This is a genomic window from Paenibacillus sp. EKM211P, from assembly GCF_011066175.1.
Classification (GTDB): domain Bacteria; phylum Bacillota; class Bacilli; order Paenibacillales; family Paenibacillaceae; genus Paenibacillus; species Paenibacillus polymyxa.
Genome location: NZ_JAAMNS010000005.1, coordinates 148,313 through 165,997 on the forward strand (window position 1 = coordinate 148,313; position 17,685 = coordinate 165,997).

The window sequence follows — 17,685 nt, forward strand, 5'->3', positions numbered from 1 at the left end:
CTAGAAGCTTTGAAACAAGGTATTTAAAATTTCGATTAACTTTTATATACTGGTTAGAGTTGATGCGTCACATGTCATGTAGACATTCAACTGGAGGGGGCTGAAAGAAATGAAAACACTCATCTCTAAACATTGGCATTTGATGCTGATTGGTTTTGTAGCCCTGATCATGGGCGGGTTTGTCTTGTTTTATTTTCAGGGGAGCGTGTCGTCGTTTCCGGCCGTTCAACCTAAACAAGCTCAGGAAGAACCAGATGAAGCCAAATACGAGATTGTGACAGTGGGTGTAAAAGGGGACGGTTTCTATCCTAAAAATATTGAAGTGAAAGCCGGCGTACCAACAAAGATCAATTTCAAGAAAATGACGTCTTTTACTTGCATTGATGAAGTACAGTCGTTGAAGATCGGAATGGACGTTTACCTGGATCACGAAAATAATTATTTTACCGTCCAGGACTTGAAACCGGGCGTATATGAGTATAATTGTGGCATGTACATGTACTACGGGACGATCACAGTAAAATAAATCAAAAAAAGCTTTCTGGCACATTGATGCCAGAAAGCTTTTTTTCTTTTAACTAGGTGAATTGGGACAGTATGTGTATATATATCATCATCCAGCTGTGGTGCAATATGCACTATCCTTTACCTCTGATCAGCTTACATTAGCTGATCTTTTGTTTTTTCTTCTCTCAGGGAATTTACATGAGAACGGAGCAGGCGGAATGGTGCTGGACAAGCAACAGCGATGGGAAGCAACATCCGCATGCGTAGTGGCACGAATGTAATTTTTTTCATCCCATATATCTAATTTTGAACTGATTTTTCTCCTAATTCGTCGGGTACCCGCTTCTGAGCCAGCAAAGTATGATAATAGTATCTAGAGATGAGGAGGAGCTTGTTATGGGATCTTCAACTGAAACCGCTTCCATCGCTGATACTGCGATTCCTGAATCCAATCGGGGAAGACCGCGTAAGGCTCGCGGATCGAAGCCCGAACGTGGTGAAAAAGGCTTGTGGAACAGCGTGAAACAGCAAAAGTATCTTTACTTTATGTCCATTCCTTTCGTCATATGGGTGTTTGTTTTCAGTTATTTTCCACTATGGGGCTGGACAATGGCGTTTCAAAATTATAAACCAGCCAAATCGTTTTGGGATCAAAAGTGGGTAGGGTTGGACAACTTTATTGAGCTTTTTCAGGATGAACGTTTTTATCTGGTATTACGCAATACGCTGGCGATGAGCCTGATGGGTATTGTTTTTGGTTTTGTTGTACCGATCTTTTTTGCAATTCTGTTAAATGAGTTGCGTGGTATGCTGTTCAAGCGAGTTGTGCAGACAGTATCCTACCTTCCGCATTTTGTATCATGGGTAGTTGTGGCCGGATTGGTGACGAAAATGCTGTCCATTGACGGAGGGATTGTTAACGATATATTGGTAGCGCTTCATATTGTGGATGAACCGATTCAGTTCATGGCCAAGGGGAGTTGGTTTTGGTACATTGTAACCGCTTCCGACATATGGAAAGAGACGGGTTGGAATACGATTATTTATTTAGCCGCCATCACAGGAATTGACCAGGAACAGTATGAAGCTTCGCGTGTGGATGGGGCCAGTCGCTGGAGACAGATGTGGCATATTACACTGCCGGGTATCCGCTCGACTATCGCCATTCTGTTTATTATGGCGATTGGGCATCTGGTCAGCAATGGTTTTGAAAAGCAGTTCTTACTTGGCAACAGTCTCGTAACGGATTATTCGGAAGTGCTGGATTTGTATGCACTGAATTACGGGATTAATTTGGGCCGCTTCTCTTACGGGACGGCAATAGGCATTTTCAACTCAATGGTTAGCATTCTATTGTTGTTTACAGCGAACGGTATATTCAAAAAACTGACCAAAGAAAGCATCATGTAGGGAGGGAGAAGCGAAATGACGAATAAGGCATTTAACGCTACACGGTCAGAAAAGCTGTTTGACTTGTTCAACTATGTTCTCATGGCTCTGATCGTGGTGTTGACGCTGTACCCGTTTCTGAACGTACTGGCAATTTCCCTGAACAATTCGACGGATACGGTGCGTGGCGGTATTTATATATGGCCGCGCCAGTTTACACTCGAAAATTACAAAACGATTTTCCAATACGATGGCCTGCTTCGGGGTCTGCAGGTATCCATTTTACGTACAGTGGTTGGAACGCTGCTGGGACTCATCTGTGCTTCTATGCTTGCATTTACGCTGAGTCGGGTCGATTTCCGCGCGCGCAAGTTCATATCCACGTTTCTGGCGCTGACGATGTATTTTTCCGGCGGGATGGTGCCTGTGTTTATTTTGATGCGTGATTTGCATTTGCTGGGCTCGTTCTGGGTGTATATTTTTCCGGGGCTGATCAGCGCATTTAACGTTTTTGTCATTCGTTCCTTTATGGATGGTTTGCCATATGCGTTACAGGAGTCTGCAAAGCTGGATGGAGCAAATGACTTTACAATATATTGGAAGGTTATTCTACCGCTGTGCAAGCCTGTACTGGCGACAATTGCTCTTTTTTTAGCGGTAAATCAATGGAACGCATGGTTTGATACGTACTTGTACAACGGAACCGCCGCACAATGGACAACGCTGCAATTTGAGCTGATGAAGATACTGCAAAGTACGCAGCAAGGCGGCGCCAATATGGCGAATAACAACGATATGGCTAAGCAAATGGCTCAAATTTCGCCAGAGTCGATTAAAATGGCAATCACGATTACCGTCACGCTTCCTATTTTGCTCGTATATCCATTCCTACAAAAGTATTTTGTAGGCGGTATGACACTGGGAGCTGTTAAATCATAACAATCAAATCGTTACAGTCCATTCACAACGGTAAAATCCTACAAATGCAGGAGGTCTTGAACATGAAAAAACACTGGTCCAGATTTGCATTGATTCCCTTGCTCGCCGTATCTCTTGCAGCACTCGCAGGTTGCGGTGGAAGCGATAAAGCAGCAAAGGAAGGCTCATCCAGCGGCACAGATCCGATTACGTTTAGCTTCTTCGGAGCAGATACAAGCCCGCAATGGAATGGAATGAAAGATGAAATAGGCAAGGAAATCACCAAGAAAACAGGTGTAACCTTGAATGCGGAATTTGATGTCAGCGGCGGAGGTGGAGATGACCGAATTGCTTTGATGGCAGCAAGTGGAGAATACCCAGACCTGGTCTCTCCTAAAGCAAATATTAACAAGCTTGTGGATGCGGGGGCCATGATTGATCTGACCGATCTGATTAACGATCACGCGCCTAACCTCAAAAAGCTTTACGGTCCCTATATGGATCGGCTGAAATACAGCAATAAAGATCAAGCTATCTATGTTATTCCTACGTATGCAGGTGTTGGACAGGAGAGTTTTGATGCGACGGGAGGATTTGAAATTCAGCATAAGGTGCTTAAGGAGCTGGGATATCCCAAGGTAAGAACCTTACAGGATTTTGAAAACGTACTCAAAACCTACGCCGCCAAGCATCCGACGATTAATGGCAAAAAAACGATCCCTCTCACGCTGGATGCGGACGACTGGAGAATTATGATTACCGTAACGAACCCTGCCTTCCAGACGACTGGAGCACCAGATGATGGTGAATATTTTATTGATCCCAAAACATTTGAAGCCAAGCTTCATTACAAACGTCCGGAAGAAAAGGAATATTTCCGTTGGTTGAACCACATGTACAATGAAGGGCTGCTCGATAAAGATTCGTTTGTACAAAAAAGTGACCAATACAAATCCAAAATTGCCAGCGGCCGTGTCCTGGGTCTGATCGACCAGGAGTGGGGTTATCAGGATGCCGAAAATGCATTAAAAGCGTCAGGTAAGTCTGATGCCAGCTATGCACATTTTCCAGTTACACTTTCGGAGGAATATAAGGATCGTTCCTTTCAGGATACAGGATTTGCGTCCGGTTATGGTGTAGGGATTACGGAAAGTTGCAAGGACCCGGTGCGGGCTATTAAATTCCTGGATTATTTAGCTTCTGATGAAGGACAGGTGCTTGTGAACTGGGGAATCGAAGGTAAGCACTATGAAATCAAAGATGGCAAACGCGTCATTCCTGCCGATGTATTGGACCAAAAAACGAACAATACAACCAGCTTCAATAAATCCACTGGAATAGACTTGTACACATTAATGAGCGGACACTATGGTGACGGGGTGAAAGACCCTACGGGTAACTACTACACTGCCAAATTCCCGGAACAAATTATCGCGGCTTACTCGAAGCCGGAGAAAGAATCACTTAAAGCGTATGGCGTAAAAACGTGGAAGGAACTGTTTCCAGGAAAAGAAGAATTTGATGTGAAGCCTTGGGGCGCGGCCTATAACATAACGACAGACAATGAATCCAACTATAACGTTACATTCAAAAAAACGACAGATATTATCCGCAAACGGATACCGGAAGCGATATTAGCACCAGCTTCCAATTTTGATACGATATACGACAACATGATTAAAGAACTGGATGCCGCCGGAGCTGTCCAAATGGAACAGCAATATACGCAACTGGTGAAGGACAGAGTGGAGTTATGGAGTGGGAAAGCGTCCAAATAGTAAGTCCATTTATCCAAACTTTGAAATCTCGGAGTGACAGAGCGCATACGCTAGGGCCAATTTGTAGCAGCGCTTTGTCTGCCCCTGATGAGGGAGGGTTTGTCGTGACGAAAAGCGAAAGACCACAGTCCCTGCGGTTATGGTATCGCCAGCCTGCTGAGGTATGGGAAGAAGCATTGCCAGTCGGCAATGGACGTCTGGGAGCTATGGTATTTGGCGGAATCAGGGAGGAGCATTTGCAATTAAACGAGGATACGCTCTGGTCCGGATTCCCCAGGGATGGCGTTCAGTATGATGCATTGCGATATTTAAAACCTGCCAGAAAGCTGATTGCAGATAGAAAATACAAAGAAGCCGAACAACTGATTACTTCAAACATGCTGGGCCGCGATACAGAAGCCTACCAGCCTTTGGGAGATTTGTGGATTACGCAGGAGAACCTAGGGGAGATTGCGCATTATGAACGGGAACTGGATATGCAGACCGGAACGGCAGCGGTCACTTTTCAGAGTGATGGAGTCCGCTATACTCGTGAAGTTATCGCCAGTGCACCCGATGGAGTCATTATGGTGTCACTGACTGCGAGTAAGGTCGGAAAAATCCATGCATCTGTGCGCATGACCACACCCCATCCTTGTGAGGATGAAGTTGGAGAGAATGCACTTGAGAATTCCTCCAAATGGGCTAGCGATGACGATCCATCCGAGGAACCGACCAGGGACTTTATTACGTTGACTGGACGAGCGCCCAGTCATGTGGAATCTAATTATCACGGCGATCATCCACAGTCTGTCGTTTACGAAAATGATTTGGGGATGGCTTTTGCAGTTCAGGCGAGGGTTATTCCCGAGGGAGGAACCTTGACGACGGGAGATGACGGAGCATTGGTCATCTCGGACGCGGATAAAATCACGGTATATTTGGCAGCAGCTACCGGATTTCGGGGATTCCAGGCTATGCCGAATAGTGATGCAACGGAGTCAGTAGAAGCCTGCAAAGTCACTCTAGACGGAGCGATTTCGCTGGGAAGTGAGCAGGTGCGGCAACGCCATGAGCAGGATCACCGGAAGCTGTTTGACCGTGTTGCATTAGAACTGGGAAGTGACACGCTAACCGACGAGTCCGTTCTCCCGACCGACCTGCGATTAGAACACTATCAGAAAGGTCAGGCAGACCTGGGGCTGGAAGTGCTGTTATTTCAGTATGGACGCTATTTGCTTATGGGCAGTTCACGTCCGGGCAGTCAGCCCGCCAACCTTCAGGGCATCTGGAATGACCGGGTACAGCCGCCGTGGAATAGTAACTATACAACCAATATTAATACACAGATGAATTATTGGCCCGCAGAGGTATGTAATCTTGCCGAGTGCCATGAGCCATTGCTGCACATGATTGGAGAAGTCGGTCGTACGGGACGTAGGGTCGCTTCCATCCATTATGGGGCTCAAGGATGGACAGCTCACCACAATATAGATGTGTGGAGAAACGCCGGACCGTCAGATGGCCATGCCAGTTGGGCATTTTGGCCGCTTGGGGGTGTATGGCTGACTGCTCACCTATGGGAACGTTATCTGTTCACCTTGGATACAACCTATTTGGCAGAACAGGCTTATCCGCTTATGAAGGGGGCGGCAGCCTTTTGCCTGGACTGGCTCGTGGAGGGCCCGGCTGGTCGGCTCGTAACGTCTCCATCCACATCACCTGAAAATAAATTCATCACGCCCGAAGGCGAGGATGGCAGTATATCCATGGGCTCCACGATGGACATGACGCTGATTCGGGAGCTATTAAGCAACTGTATTCAAGCCGCAGACCTGCTGGAATTAGACGATGAATTCCGCAAGCGCTGCGAAGAGACACGGGAACGATTGGTCCCCTATCAAATCGGCCGTCACGGTCAGTTACAAGAATGGTTGGTCGATTTTGAGGAAGCGGAGCCTGGGCATCGACATGTTTCGCATCTTTATGGGGTTTATCCCGGCCGACAGATCCATATCCGCGATACTCCGGAGCTGGCTGAGGCGGCCCGCATATCGTTACGCCGCCGGCTCGATCATGGTGGCGGGCATACCGGGTGGAGCTGTGCCTGGTTGATTAACCTGTACGCCCGGCTGGAAGATGGCGACACTGCGCATCGGTATGTTCGCACGTTGCTGTCGCGATCGACCTACCCTAATTTATTTGACGCTCACCCGCCTTTTCAGATCGACGGTAACTTTGGTGCGACGGCAGGCATCGCAGAAATGCTGCTGCAAAGCCGCCCGGGTGAGCTGACGCTATTGCCTGCCCTGCCATCGGCATGGCGGGAGGGAAGGGTCAGCGGCTTGAAAGGGCGTGGCGGGATTACGGTCAGCATGGAGTGGTCCGGTTCGCGGCTCGTCCGTGCGGAGCTTACCGCATCTGTCCAGACGGGAAGCTGCACGATTCGCAGTGCACACCCGTTTAGCGCAGATGCTCGTCAGGCTCAGCCTGATTCCAAGTACGGAGGATTTATTTTGTCATGGATTTTTACCAAAAAGCAGGAAAAAACGAATGAATATACAATTATAATTGAGGGAGAGGGAGAGACACAATGACTATTTTTCAATTTCCGCAGGACTTTATGTGGGGTACCGCAACAGCCGCCTACCAAATCGAGGGGGCTTATCAGGAGGATGGGAGAGGGTTGTCGATCTGGGATACTTTTGCCCATACGCCTGGTAAAGTGTTTAACGGGGATAACGGCAATGTAGCTTGTGATAGCTATCATCGTTACGAAGAAGATATCCGTCTCATGAAGGAACTGGGCATTCGTACATATCGGTTCTCGGTGTCCTGGCCGCGTATATTCCCGAGTGGTGACGGTGAAGTCAATCAAGAAGGATTGAACTATTATCATCGCGTTGTTGATTTGTTGAACGACAACGGGATTGAACCGTTTTGTACACTGTATCACTGGGATCTGCCACAGGCGCTACAGGATGCGGGAGGATGGGGAAATCGTCGTACAATTCAGGCATTTGTCCAGTTTGCAGAAACGATGTTCCGCGAGTTTCACGGTAAGATACACCATTGGCTCACATTCAATGAACCTTGGTGCATCGCCTTTTTATCCAATATGTTAGGAGTTCATGCTCCGGGTATGACGAATCTCCAGACAGCGATTGATGTAGGACATCATCTGCTGGTCGCGCATGGCCTATCTGTACGCCGATTCCGCGAGCTAGGCACCAGTGGCCAGATCGGTATCGCTCCCAATGTCTCCTGGGCTGTTCCTTACAGCACCTCTGAGGAAGATAAAGCGGCTTGTGCGCGCACGATTTCTCTGCATAGTGACTGGTTTCTCCAGCCTATTTATCAAGGCTCGTATCCTCAGTTTTTGGTAGACTGGTTTGCGGAGCAGGGAGCCACCGTACCTATACAAGATGGAGATATGGACATTATCGGTGAACCTATTGATATGATCGGTATCAATTATTATAGTATGTCGGTTAATCGCTTTAATCCGGAAGCAGGATTTCTTCAATCCGAAGAAATCAATATGGGACTACCTGTAACAGATATCGGCTGGCCGGTGGAGTCACGTGGGCTGTATGAGGTACTACATTATTTGCAAAAATACGGTAACATCGATATATACATCACAGAGAACGGGGCTTGTATCAATGATGAAGTCGTAAACGGAAAGGTGCAGGATGACCGTCGAATTTCGTACATGCAGCAGCATTTGGTACAGGTACACCGGGCGATTCATGACGGCCTTCATGTTAAAGGGTATATGGCCTGGTCACTTATGGACAATTTTGAGTGGGCAGAGGGATATAATATGAGATTTGGCATGATTCATGTCGATTTTCGCACACAAGTCCGTACCCCCAAGGAAAGTTACTATTGGTATCGAAATGTAGTAAGTAATAACTGGCTGGAGACTAGACGTTAAATCAAGAGAAATGTTATGAAAATCAAGCAGATATAGGCCTTGTTTCTGCTCCCTTTTGTTTAAATAGGAGGTCCTCTGGGGTAATAATAGCCAAGATGAATTACAGATGGTTCTAGTATGTAGAGACCGGCAGGAATAATAAAATAAAAAATGTGCATACTGAAAAAAATACCTGGCGAGGGGCACTTTTTAAACTATTTTAAACTAGAGGGAGTGGAGGGTATGGCTTCGAATTTTAGAAAATCAGGATCAAGTGATAACCAAATGAGCCGCACGGTATCTGTTATTTCTTTGATCGCTTGCATTGTAGGTATTATTCTTATTTTGCTTGATATAGGGAATTTAACCGATCGTAATATCTATTTAATGACAGGCATTGGCGCCTTTGCTGCCGGAATTTTCATTTTTCTAATCGGGAAATCATTTGTCATTGCCCGTAAGAAGGAAGACCAAGAGAACGGGCATCGTTAATACAATTGAAAAAATGATGTAAAACTAATAATGAAAACAACAGCGCGGGGCTTCGAGCAGTGTAGCATGATAACTGTAAGGAGTCCCGATTTTTGCTTTAGTATAGCTTTTTTAAGATACTTCAAGATGCATAATTAACGTTTTTATATGTCATTTTTGAATTAAAAAGAAATTTTGAATTTGCAAGAGAAATTTTATTTTTAGAGAGGTTTTTCACAAAAATCGGACAAATAATCGACAATTCTGTTAACAATAAAAAAAGTGGCCGCTTTTCTGCTATCTTATATAAGGGCAAGATTACAGGAGTTCGTTAAGTTTTGAGTAATTTACTATTTTAAGGAGAGGGGAACAACATGAACAAAAAACCAAAAGCGATTATTGCGTTGGTTTTGACCGTGCTCACGGTAGCATTGCTCATCTGGACGTGTTTTTATGCTGGCGGAAAATACGTTGTTTTCGATCCGAAAGGACCAATTGGGCAAGCACAAAAAGAGCTGATCATTCTTACAACTGCATTGTCTGCGCTTATAATTGTACCGGTTATGATTTTGACCTTCTTCATCGTTTGGCGGTATCGCGATACCCCAACAAACAAGGTGAAGTATCAACCTCACTGGGATGACAGCAAAAAGCTGGAAACCACATGGTGGGCTATTCCGATTATCGTTATCCTTATTATTGCGGTCATCACTGCGAGATATACCTACTTGCTGGAGCCTTCCAAGCCGTTGGCAAGTGAGCAAAAGCCAGTAACGATTCAAGTAACTTCACTGGACTGGAAATGGCTCTTCATGTACCCAGAGGAAGGTATAGCTACAGTTAACCAAGTTCACATTCCTAAAGGTGTTCCAGTCCGTTTTGAACTGACTGCTGACGCCCCGATGAACTCGTTCTGGATTCCGCAATTGGGCGGTCAAATCTACACTATGTCAGGCATGGCCATGAAACTGCATTTGCAGGCCGATCACGAAGGAACTTACTTTGGCTCGGGTGCAAACTTTAGCGGTGAGCATTTTGGACAAATGCGTTTTGATGTAGAAGTCCAGTCGGATGAAGAGTATAAAAACTGGGTCGCTGACATCAAGAAGCAGTCTAAGCCGCTGACGAAAGACGGCTATTTGGCGCTTGCAAAACCAGGTTTGTCCCAGCCTGATGAATATTCTTCGATTCCAGACGGCTTGTTCAAAGAGATTGTTAACAAGTATGTAGTGGAAGGTGCTCCTAACCCCCATGCTGGACATGGCGGAGCTACATCCACAGAAGATTCATCCAATTCCGGCACAGAAGATCATGCTGGAATGGACATGAGCGGACACAATTAAATGATTATAGGGAAGGAGGCCCCCAATGCTTGACAAAATAAAAGAGTTTGCATCCACTTTCTTCGTTACTGGAGACCCGATGATCTATGGAGCGGACGTTTCCATCGCATTAGCAACGATCGGGATCGTGTTTGTGCTCACTTATTTCAAAAAATGGGGCTGGCTTTGGAAAAACTGGTTGACTACGGTTGACCATAAAAAAGTCGGTATTATGTATATTCTTGCGGCCATCTTGATGTTATTCCGCGGAGGCGTGGATGCATTATTGATGCGTATTCAACTTGCTACACCGGATGTGACACTCCTACATCCTGAGCATTACAACCAGATTTTCACAACTCACGGCACAATCATGATCTTGTTTATGGCAATGCCGTTGATGTTTGGTTTGTTTAACATCGCCGTACCTCTTCAAATTGGTGCGCGCGACGTTGCGTTTCCTTTCCTGAACGCATTGAGCTTCTGGCTTTTCTTTATGGGTGCGATGTTGTTCAACTTGTCCTTCGTTATCGGCGGTTCGCCAGATGCAGGCTGGTTGAGTTATCCACCGCTCTCAGAACTGCAATTTAGTCCTGGCGTCGGTCAGAACTTCTATATCTGGGGTATTCAGATTTCTGGTATAGGTTCATTGGCTACAGGGATCAACTTTATTGTTACCATTATTAAAATGCGCGCACCTGGTATGACTTGGATGAAAATGCCTGTCTTTACGTGGTCCGTATTTTCATCATGTGTTATTATCATTTTCGCGTTCCCGATTCTGACGGTTACTTTAGCGTTGCTATTCCTTGACCGCTTCGGAGGAGGACACTTCTTTACCCTTGATTTCGGCGGTAACCCGATGATGTATATCAACTTGATCTGGATGTGGGGTCACCCTGAGGTATACATCGTAGTATTGCCAGCCTTCGGTATTTATTCCGAGGTTATCAGCGTATTCTCCAAAAAGAAATTGTTTGGTTACAAATCCATGGTTTACGCAATGTTCATTATTGCGATCCTGTCCTTCTTCACGTGGGCGCATCACTTCTTCACGATGGGATCAGGCGCAGATGTTAATGCATTCTTTGCGATTTCGACGATGGTTATCGCAATACCGACAGGGGTTAAAGTATTTAACTGGCTGTTCACGATGTACCGGGGTAAACTCGAATTTAAAACTCCGATGATGTGGTCTATTGCATTTATTCCGAACTTCCTGATTGCAGGTTTGACGGGCGTCATGTTGTCTGTAGCGCCTGCGGACTTCCAGTTCCATAACAGTTACTTCCTGATCGCTCACTTTCACTCCGCTCTGATTGGTGGGGTAGTGTTCGGTTACTTGGCAGGTCTGTACTACTGGTGGCCTAAGATGTTCGGTTTCACATTGCCTGAAACGCCTGGTAAATGGGCTTTCTGGTTCTGGAATATCGGTTTCTATGTATGTTTCATTCCGCAATATTCCCTCGGTCTGATGGGGATGACACGTCGTCTGAGCACTTACGGCTGGGATACTGGCTGGCAGCCGCTTAACATGGTGTCAACCGTTGGGGCATTCCTGATGGGGATTGGTTTCTTGTTCCAGGTTCTTCAAATTCTTCTGGGTATCAAAAATTACCGCAAGCTGAAGGATACAACTGGCGACCCTTGGGGCGGTCACACGTTGGAATGGTCCATTCCTTCACCTGCACCGGAATACAATTTTGCTACCATTCCGCAAGTAGAAGAACGCGATGACTGGTGGGCAGAAAAAGATAAACGTGCAAAAGGTATTTTCAGAAAGCAACCGCCAATTGAAGCGATTCATATGCCGAAAAACTCGGCGATTCCATTCATTATGTCGGTATTCTTTTTCATTGCAGGTTTCGGGTTCGTATTTGGATGGTCGTTCTTCTATATTCCAGGGCTGATCGGCGTGGCAATTTGTATGATTTGCCGTTCGTTCTTCTCCTATGATAGCGACTACTATATCCCTGCGGATGAAGTAAAACGCACGGAAGCGGCAATAAGGGGGTCTGTATAATGGCACAAGCTGCAGCACATCACAGCCATGATCATGACCACGGGCATCACGATCCGCAAGAATTGAAGATGCTTGGTTTTTGGATCTTCCTCGTAACGGACGTAATCCTGTTCAGTACCTTGTTCGCAACCTTCGTTGTCCTTCGGAACAACACAGCCGGAGGACTAGGTGGCGCAGAGCTGTTTAACATGACGGGCGTTATTATTGAAACGTTCCTCTTGCTCACAAGCAGCTTCACAAGTGGTCTGGCTGTGTTGGCTATGAACAAAGGAAGCATGAAGGGATTAATCAGCTGGTTAATCGTGACAGCGATTCTGGGTCTTGGTTTTATCGGTTTTGAAGTTTACGAGTTTGTTGAAATGGTACATGAAGGTGCCAACTTTGGAACCAGTGCGTTCTTGTCGGCATTCTTCACCTTGGTCGGAACACACGGACTTCACGTTTCGTTAGGTCTGGTTTGGATGATTGGACTTATGTTCCAGTTGAAAAAACGCGGACTTACTCCAGAGACGAAGGGCAAAGTTTCGGCATTGAGCTTGTACTGGCACTTTTTGGACGCTGTATGGATCTTCTTGCTGACAGTTGTCTATTTGATGGGGGTGATGTAGATGGCACAGCATCAATCAGGAGCGGGTTCGCATGGTCATGATGATTCTCACGGTTCAGTGAAATCCTATGTTATCGGGTTTATTCTGTCCATCGTACTGACCATCATTCCTCTTTTCGTGGTTATGAATCATATGTTGAGCCGCACTTCGACCATGGTTGTTATTTTAGCCGCGGCAGTGCTGCAATTTCTGGTTCAGCTTTTCTTCTTCATGCACATCCGTGAAAGCAATGGACCACGTTGGAATGTTATGACTTTGATCTTTGGTGTTGTGATCCTGTTGACTGTCGTTGGCGGTTCTGTATGGATTATGGAATACAACATGGTAGCACACTAATAAGTCACACTAATTTAGATAAGAGGAAGCGGCTCTATGCCGCTTCCTCTTTTTTTGTAAAGAGCCTGCTGGAATTTAACTGTGGCTTCTTGAACTCAAGTTTGTATGTGTGTAAAATGGAATTGTATAACAGAAGAGTGAAAAAGATAATACTAATGGAGAGTGAGGAAAACGTCATGAACACCGAAATATTGTTTAAACCTTTTAAGATAGGTAACTTATCGCTTCCCAATCGGATGGTTATGGCTCCCATGACACGAAATTTTTCTCCTCAAGGTATTCCAGGACCTGAGGTTGCCGCGTATTATCGTCGCCGTACAGAAAATGCTGTTGGATTGATTATTACAGAGGGAACAGCTATCAATCATCCCGCCGCTGTGGAGCACACAGGCATCCCTAACTTTTATGGTGAGGGATTGAAAGGATGGGCTAAGGTAGTAGAGGAGGTTCATGCGGCCGGCGGCAAAATTATACCGCAGCTCTGGCATGTGGGTACAGCCCGGAAAATAGGTGCGGATAACCAACCGAATCCCGAGGCATTGCCTGTCGGTCCTTCAGGTATTTCTCCCGCAGGTGAAAAGGTAGTTGAGCCATTGACGGAGGCGGAAATTACGGATATCATTGCAGCCTTTGCTCAGGCCGCTGCCGATGCCAAGCGGGTGGGGTTTGACGGCATTGAGCTTCATGGAGCACATGGCTATTTAATAGATCAATTTTTCTGGGACAAAACCAATAAGCGTACCGATCAATATGGAGGCGATTTGGTTCAGCGCACCCGGTTTGCGGTCGAGGTCATTGAGGCTTGTCGCCGTGCAGTAGGCCCGGATTTTCCAATTGTACTGCGATTCTCCCAGTGGAAGATGTACCATTATGGAGAAAAGCTGGCACAGACACCGCAGGAACTTGAACAGTTTCTTGCCCCATTGGTACAAGCTGGGGTGGATGTATTCCATTGCTCAAGCCGCCGTTTCTGGGAGCCAGAATTCGAAGGGTCAGATCTAAACCTGGCAGCATGGACCAAAAAGATAACAGGCAAGCCAGTGATTACGGTGGGGTCAATTGGTTTGGAGAAGGCCTTTTTGAGTGATTTGGAAAAAAACAATGATCGTCAGACTGATCAATCGAGTAGTGTAGAGGCCAGATTAGAACAACTCGTGGAGCTAGTAGAACGAGAGGAAGTTGATCTGGTTGCAGTTGGACGTGCATTGCTGGTTGATCCGGCATTTGCAGTAAAATTACGTGATCAACAGATAAAAGAAATAATTCCTTACAATGATGAAGTATTAAAAACGTTGAATTAGGAAAATTTCGGTTACAGGGCAAGCTGTAATATAAGCTATTCGTAAATTCTACGAATTTGCTATAATAGGAGCATCAAGTCGAAATACACGGGGTGAAAAGTATGAATTCTGAAACGGAAGCTTTGGATTGTGAGCCGGCTTGTCACGGTTCAGATCAGGAAATTGAGCGTATAAAATCTTCCCTAGTTGAGGATTCCATCGCATACAAAATGTCGGAGCTGTTTAAAGCGCTAGGTGACCCGACACGGATCAAGCTGATTTATGCCCTGGCTCAAAAGGAACTGTGTGTTCATGATTTAACACAGGTGTTGAACATGGGCCAATCTGCGGTATCCCACCAGCTTCGTTATTTGCGCAACCTGCGTATTGTCAAACGACGCAAGGAAGGCAAGACAGTGTTTTATTCACTGGATGATAATCATGTGGAGCAGATTTTTTTGCAAACCCATCAGCACATATCACATCAATGATTTTTGACAAACCAACAGCAGGGCGCCAAGCAATTGGCGCTCTTTTGGTGTTTGTCCATTGAAGTCATTTTTTTTCGTTAAAAAGGGCTATGATCATTGACTTTTGCCCCTAAACCTGAATATAATGACCTTAACAAATAATATATGAACAGTTGCTCATATATAGCTAATTGGAGGCCAATTATTATGGATGCTCTAAAAAGAAATGAACGGCATGAGTGGATTTTGGAAGGTCTAGATTGCGCTAACTGTGCTTTAAAGATTGAAAATGGAGTCAGTAAAATAGAAGGGGTCCTTGATTGCTCGGTCAATTTTGTAACAAAAACGTTGACGATGACCACAACTTCGGATCAAAAAGAAGAGGTTTTTCGCCAAACGGAACGGAAGGTCCACAGACTTGAGCCTCATATTCGGTTGGTTGCCAAAAGTGCGGGTGGACGCTTGCGCGAAGACAGTCGAAGTGGCGTTGGTGCAGTAGAGGCAAGCTGCACAGAGGATTGCGCATGCGGTCATGAGCATGATGGTGAAGGACATAATCACAATGATGGAAAGCATGCTGCTCACAGTCATGGTGGTCATAGCCATGAAGCACATGGCGCACACGATGGGCACGACCACGGTAATCATGCACACATGCACCACAATCACCATGCAGTGCACGATCATGGTGAAGCTACCCATGCTCATTCACATTCACATTCGCATGATGATAGTCATGCCGGGCATACGCATGATCATGGTACGGACGGTATGCGCCGCATGATTGCACGTCTGTCCATAGGAGCGGTTATTGCGGCTGTTGCCTGGTGGTTACCTGTCGAAGGTGTGGGCAAGCTGGCTCTATTTTTAGTGGCATATATCATCGTTGGCGGTGATGTTGTCTTGCAGGCTGCACGCAGCTTGGTGCGTGGAATGGCCTTTGATGAGTATTTCTTGATGACGCTGGCTACGGTGGGCGCATTTGCTATTGGGGAATACCCCGAAGGCGTAGCTGTCATGTTCTTTTATCAAATCGGAGAGCTGTTCCAAGGCATTGCAGTTAACCGTTCACGTAAGTCCATCAGCGATTTGATGGATATCAGACCAGACTATGCCAACCTGAAGACGGCTGAATCCGTACGAAGGGTGTCTCCAGAAGAGGTCCGTATTGGAGATTTGATAGTGATCAAGCCGGGTGAGAAGATCCCGCTGGACGGTAAGGTTGTAGAAGGCAAGTCGCATGTCGATACCTCGGCGTTGACCGGTGAATCTGTGCCTCGTACCGTTGAGCCGGGAAGCAGTGTGATGAGTGGATTTGTGAACACGAACGGACTTCTGACGGTAGAGGTCAGCAAAGAATTTGGTGAATCTGCGGTCTCTAAAATTTTGGAACTGGTGCAAAATGCGAGTGCCAAAAAAGCGCCGACTGAAAAGTTTATCACGAAATTTTCCAGATATTATACTCCTGTAGTGGTTATTGTAGCGTTATTGCTTGCGGTTGTTCCTCCGCTTGTTGTGCCAGGTGCACAGTTTGCAGATTGGATATATCGTGCGCTTGTTTTCCTCGTTATTTCTTGTCCGTGTGCGCTGGTGGTGTCCATTCCACTGGGCTTCTTTGGCGGAATCGGGGCAGCCTCCCGTTCAGGTGTGCTGATCAAGGGCGGTAATTATCTTGAAGCCCTGAATCATGTGAAATATGCTGTTTTTGATAAAACAGGTACGCTCACCAAAGGTGTTTTCCACGTGACAGGGATTTATCCTGCCGAAGCTTTTACGAAGGAAAGTCTGCTGGAGACTGCTGCATTGGCTGAGATGCACTCCACGCATCCTATCGCAGCTTCTCTGCGTGAAGCTTATGGCAATGAACTTCAAACGGAGCGAGTGCAGCAATATAGCGAAATATCCGGCCACGGGATTCAGGCCCAGATCGATGGGCACAAGGTATTGGCCGGAAACGCTAAGCTGATGGAGCGGGAGCGTATTGCTTTTAATGTGGCGCAGCAAGCAGGGCCAATGGATGAAGGAACGGTCGTACATGTGGCTGTAGACGGAACGTATGCTGGCTGCATTCTGATATCGGATGAGGTTAAGGAGGATGCGGCCAAAACGATTGCTTCGCTGAAAAAGCTGGGGGTGGTCAAAACCATCATGCTAACAGGTGACAATCGGACAGTTGCCGAGGCTGTAGGACGTCAGTTAGGTCTGGATGAAGTACGGGCAGAACTGTTGCCTCAGCATAAAGCCGAAGCCATTGAGCAGTTGTCTGCAAGTAAAAAACCGAGCGGTAAAATCTTGTTTGTAGGCGATGGAATTAATGATACACCTGTACTTGCCTTGGCAGATGTTGGTGTAGCAATGGGCGGTTTGGGTTCGGACGCTGCGATTGAAGCAGCAGATATCGTAATCATGAACGACGAGCCTTCAAGGCTGGTGACGGCGATTCATATTGCTCAACGCACACGCCGTATCGTATGGCAAAACATTATATTTGCGCTAGGTGTCAAAGCAGTATTTCTCACATTGGGCGCGTTTGGTATTGCTACTATGTGGGAGGCTGTATTCTCCGACGTAGGTGTAACACTGCTAGCCGTATTAAATGTGATGCGTGTGCTGAAGGTTGGTTCTGACGAATAAAAAGGGAACACCCCCGTTAACATTGGATGTAGACATCCTATGAAGACAGGG

The 17,685-nt window shown here is 46.2% G+C and carries 15 protein-coding genes; all 15 read left to right on the forward strand.

Features of this window, described 5'->3' with window-relative positions; translation table 11 throughout:
• Positions 1-109: 109 nt before the first annotated feature.
• The 15 genes from G9G57_RS11060 (at position 110) to G9G57_RS11130 (ending at position 17,634) form a co-directional block, all read left to right on the forward strand.
• Entirely contained in the window at positions 110-526 is a 417-nt protein-coding gene (locus tag G9G57_RS11060; protein WP_025674777.1) for a cupredoxin domain-containing protein, read from the forward strand.
• Between the two features lie 73 nt (positions 527-599).
• A complete protein-coding gene (locus G9G57_RS11065; RefSeq protein ID WP_164964938.1) occupies positions 600-788 on the forward strand; it encodes a hypothetical protein in 189 nt (62 codons plus the stop codon).
• Positions 789-903: 115 nt separating this feature from the next.
• A complete protein-coding gene (locus G9G57_RS11070; RefSeq protein ID WP_164964939.1) occupies positions 904-1,917 on the forward strand; it encodes an ABC transporter permease in 1,014 nt (337 codons plus the stop codon).
• 15 nt (positions 1,918-1,932) lie between these two features.
• On the forward strand, positions 1,933-2,835 hold the full coding sequence (locus tag G9G57_RS11075) for a carbohydrate ABC transporter permease (RefSeq protein ID WP_040102855.1): 903 nt from the start codon (positions 1,933-1,935) through the stop codon (positions 2,833-2,835).
• Between the two features lie 62 nt (positions 2,836-2,897).
• On the forward strand, positions 2,898-4,592 hold the full coding sequence (locus tag G9G57_RS11080; protein WP_164964940.1) for an ABC transporter substrate-binding protein: 1,695 nt from the start codon (positions 2,898-2,900) through the stop codon (positions 4,590-4,592).
• 104 nt (positions 4,593-4,696) lie between these two features.
• Entirely contained in the window at positions 4,697-7,168 is a 2,472-nt protein-coding gene (locus G9G57_RS11085; RefSeq protein WP_164964941.1) for a glycoside hydrolase family 95 protein, read from the forward strand.
• Positions 7,165-8,511 carry a GH1 family beta-glucosidase gene (locus G9G57_RS11090; protein WP_164964942.1) on the forward strand — a complete coding sequence of 449 codons (1,347 nt, stop codon included), beginning with the start codon at positions 7,165-7,167 and terminating at the stop codon, positions 8,509-8,511. Before G9G57_RS11085 ends, G9G57_RS11090 begins: the two co-directional genes overlap by 4 nt.
• A gap of 222 nt (positions 8,512-8,733) precedes the next feature.
• Positions 8,734-8,982 carry a hypothetical protein gene (locus G9G57_RS11095; protein ID WP_013373107.1) on the forward strand — a complete coding sequence of 83 codons (249 nt, stop codon included), beginning with the start codon at positions 8,734-8,736 and terminating at the stop codon, positions 8,980-8,982.
• A 353-nt stretch (positions 8,983-9,335) separates the two neighbouring features.
• Positions 9,336-10,304, forward strand: a complete 969-nt coding sequence (gene cyoA, locus G9G57_RS11100; RefSeq protein WP_064963572.1) for a ubiquinol oxidase subunit II — start codon at positions 9,336-9,338, stop codon at positions 10,302-10,304.
• A gap of 25 nt (positions 10,305-10,329) precedes the next feature.
• Positions 10,330-12,306 (forward strand): cbb3-type cytochrome c oxidase subunit I, encoded by a 1,977-nt coding sequence (locus G9G57_RS11105; RefSeq protein ID WP_064797238.1) that lies wholly within the window; start codon positions 10,330-10,332, stop codon positions 12,304-12,306.
• A complete protein-coding gene (gene cyoC / locus G9G57_RS11110; RefSeq protein ID WP_164964943.1) occupies positions 12,306-12,914 on the forward strand; it encodes a cytochrome o ubiquinol oxidase subunit III in 609 nt (202 codons plus the stop codon). The genes G9G57_RS11105 and cyoC overlap by 1 nt, the downstream gene beginning before the upstream one ends.
• A complete protein-coding gene (gene cyoD, locus G9G57_RS11115) occupies positions 12,915-13,250 on the forward strand; it encodes a cytochrome o ubiquinol oxidase subunit IV (protein ID WP_013373103.1) in 336 nt (111 codons plus the stop codon). It abuts the gene before it with no gap.
• A 176-nt stretch (positions 13,251-13,426) separates the two neighbouring features.
• Positions 13,427-14,551, forward strand: a complete 1,125-nt coding sequence (locus G9G57_RS11120; RefSeq protein WP_185156684.1) for an NADH:flavin oxidoreductase — start codon at positions 13,427-13,429, stop codon at positions 14,549-14,551.
• A gap of 101 nt (positions 14,552-14,652) precedes the next feature.
• Positions 14,653-15,021, forward strand: coding sequence for an ArsR/SmtB family transcription factor (locus tag G9G57_RS11125; RefSeq protein WP_007432172.1), 369 nt, complete (start codon positions 14,653-14,655; stop codon positions 15,019-15,021).
• Positions 15,022-15,207: 186 nt separating this feature from the next.
• Positions 15,208-17,634 carry a heavy metal translocating P-type ATPase gene (locus tag G9G57_RS11130; RefSeq protein ID WP_164964944.1) on the forward strand — a complete coding sequence of 809 codons (2,427 nt, stop codon included), beginning with the start codon at positions 15,208-15,210 and terminating at the stop codon, positions 17,632-17,634.
• Positions 17,635-17,685 lie beyond the last annotated feature (51 nt).

Bases quoted from the DNA above. Each gene is read 5' to 3' on its own strand.
- G9G57_RS11075 (WP_040102855.1), top strand. From the start codon at position 1,933: ATGACGAATAAGGCATTTAACGCTACACGGTCAGAAAAGCTGTTTGAC.
- G9G57_RS11130 (WP_164964944.1), top strand. From the start codon at position 15,208: ATGGATGCTCTAAAAAGAAATGAACGGCATGAGTGGATTTTGGAAGGT.
- G9G57_RS11060 (WP_025674777.1), top strand. From the start codon at position 110: ATGAAAACACTCATCTCTAAACATTGGCATTTGATGCTGATTGGTTTT.
- G9G57_RS11070 (WP_164964939.1), top strand. From the start codon at position 904: ATGGGATCTTCAACTGAAACCGCTTCCATCGCTGATACTGCGATTCCT.
- cyoD (WP_013373103.1), top strand. From the start codon at position 12,915: ATGGCACAGCATCAATCAGGAGCGGGTTCGCATGGTCATGATGATTCT.
- G9G57_RS11095 (WP_013373107.1), top strand. From the start codon at position 8,734: ATGGCTTCGAATTTTAGAAAATCAGGATCAAGTGATAACCAAATGAGC.
- G9G57_RS11125 (WP_007432172.1), top strand. From the start codon at position 14,653: ATGAATTCTGAAACGGAAGCTTTGGATTGTGAGCCGGCTTGTCACGGT.
- cyoC (WP_164964943.1), top strand. From the start codon at position 12,306: ATGGCACAAGCTGCAGCACATCACAGCCATGATCATGACCACGGGCAT.
- G9G57_RS11105 (WP_064797238.1), top strand. From the start codon at position 10,330: ATGCTTGACAAAATAAAAGAGTTTGCATCCACTTTCTTCGTTACTGGA.
- cyoA (WP_064963572.1), top strand. From the start codon at position 9,336: ATGAACAAAAAACCAAAAGCGATTATTGCGTTGGTTTTGACCGTGCTC.
- G9G57_RS11090 (WP_164964942.1), top strand. From the start codon at position 7,165: ATGACTATTTTTCAATTTCCGCAGGACTTTATGTGGGGTACCGCAACA.
- G9G57_RS11120 (WP_185156684.1), top strand. From the start codon at position 13,427: ATGAACACCGAAATATTGTTTAAACCTTTTAAGATAGGTAACTTATCG.
- G9G57_RS11080 (WP_164964940.1), top strand. From the start codon at position 2,898: ATGAAAAAACACTGGTCCAGATTTGCATTGATTCCCTTGCTCGCCGTA.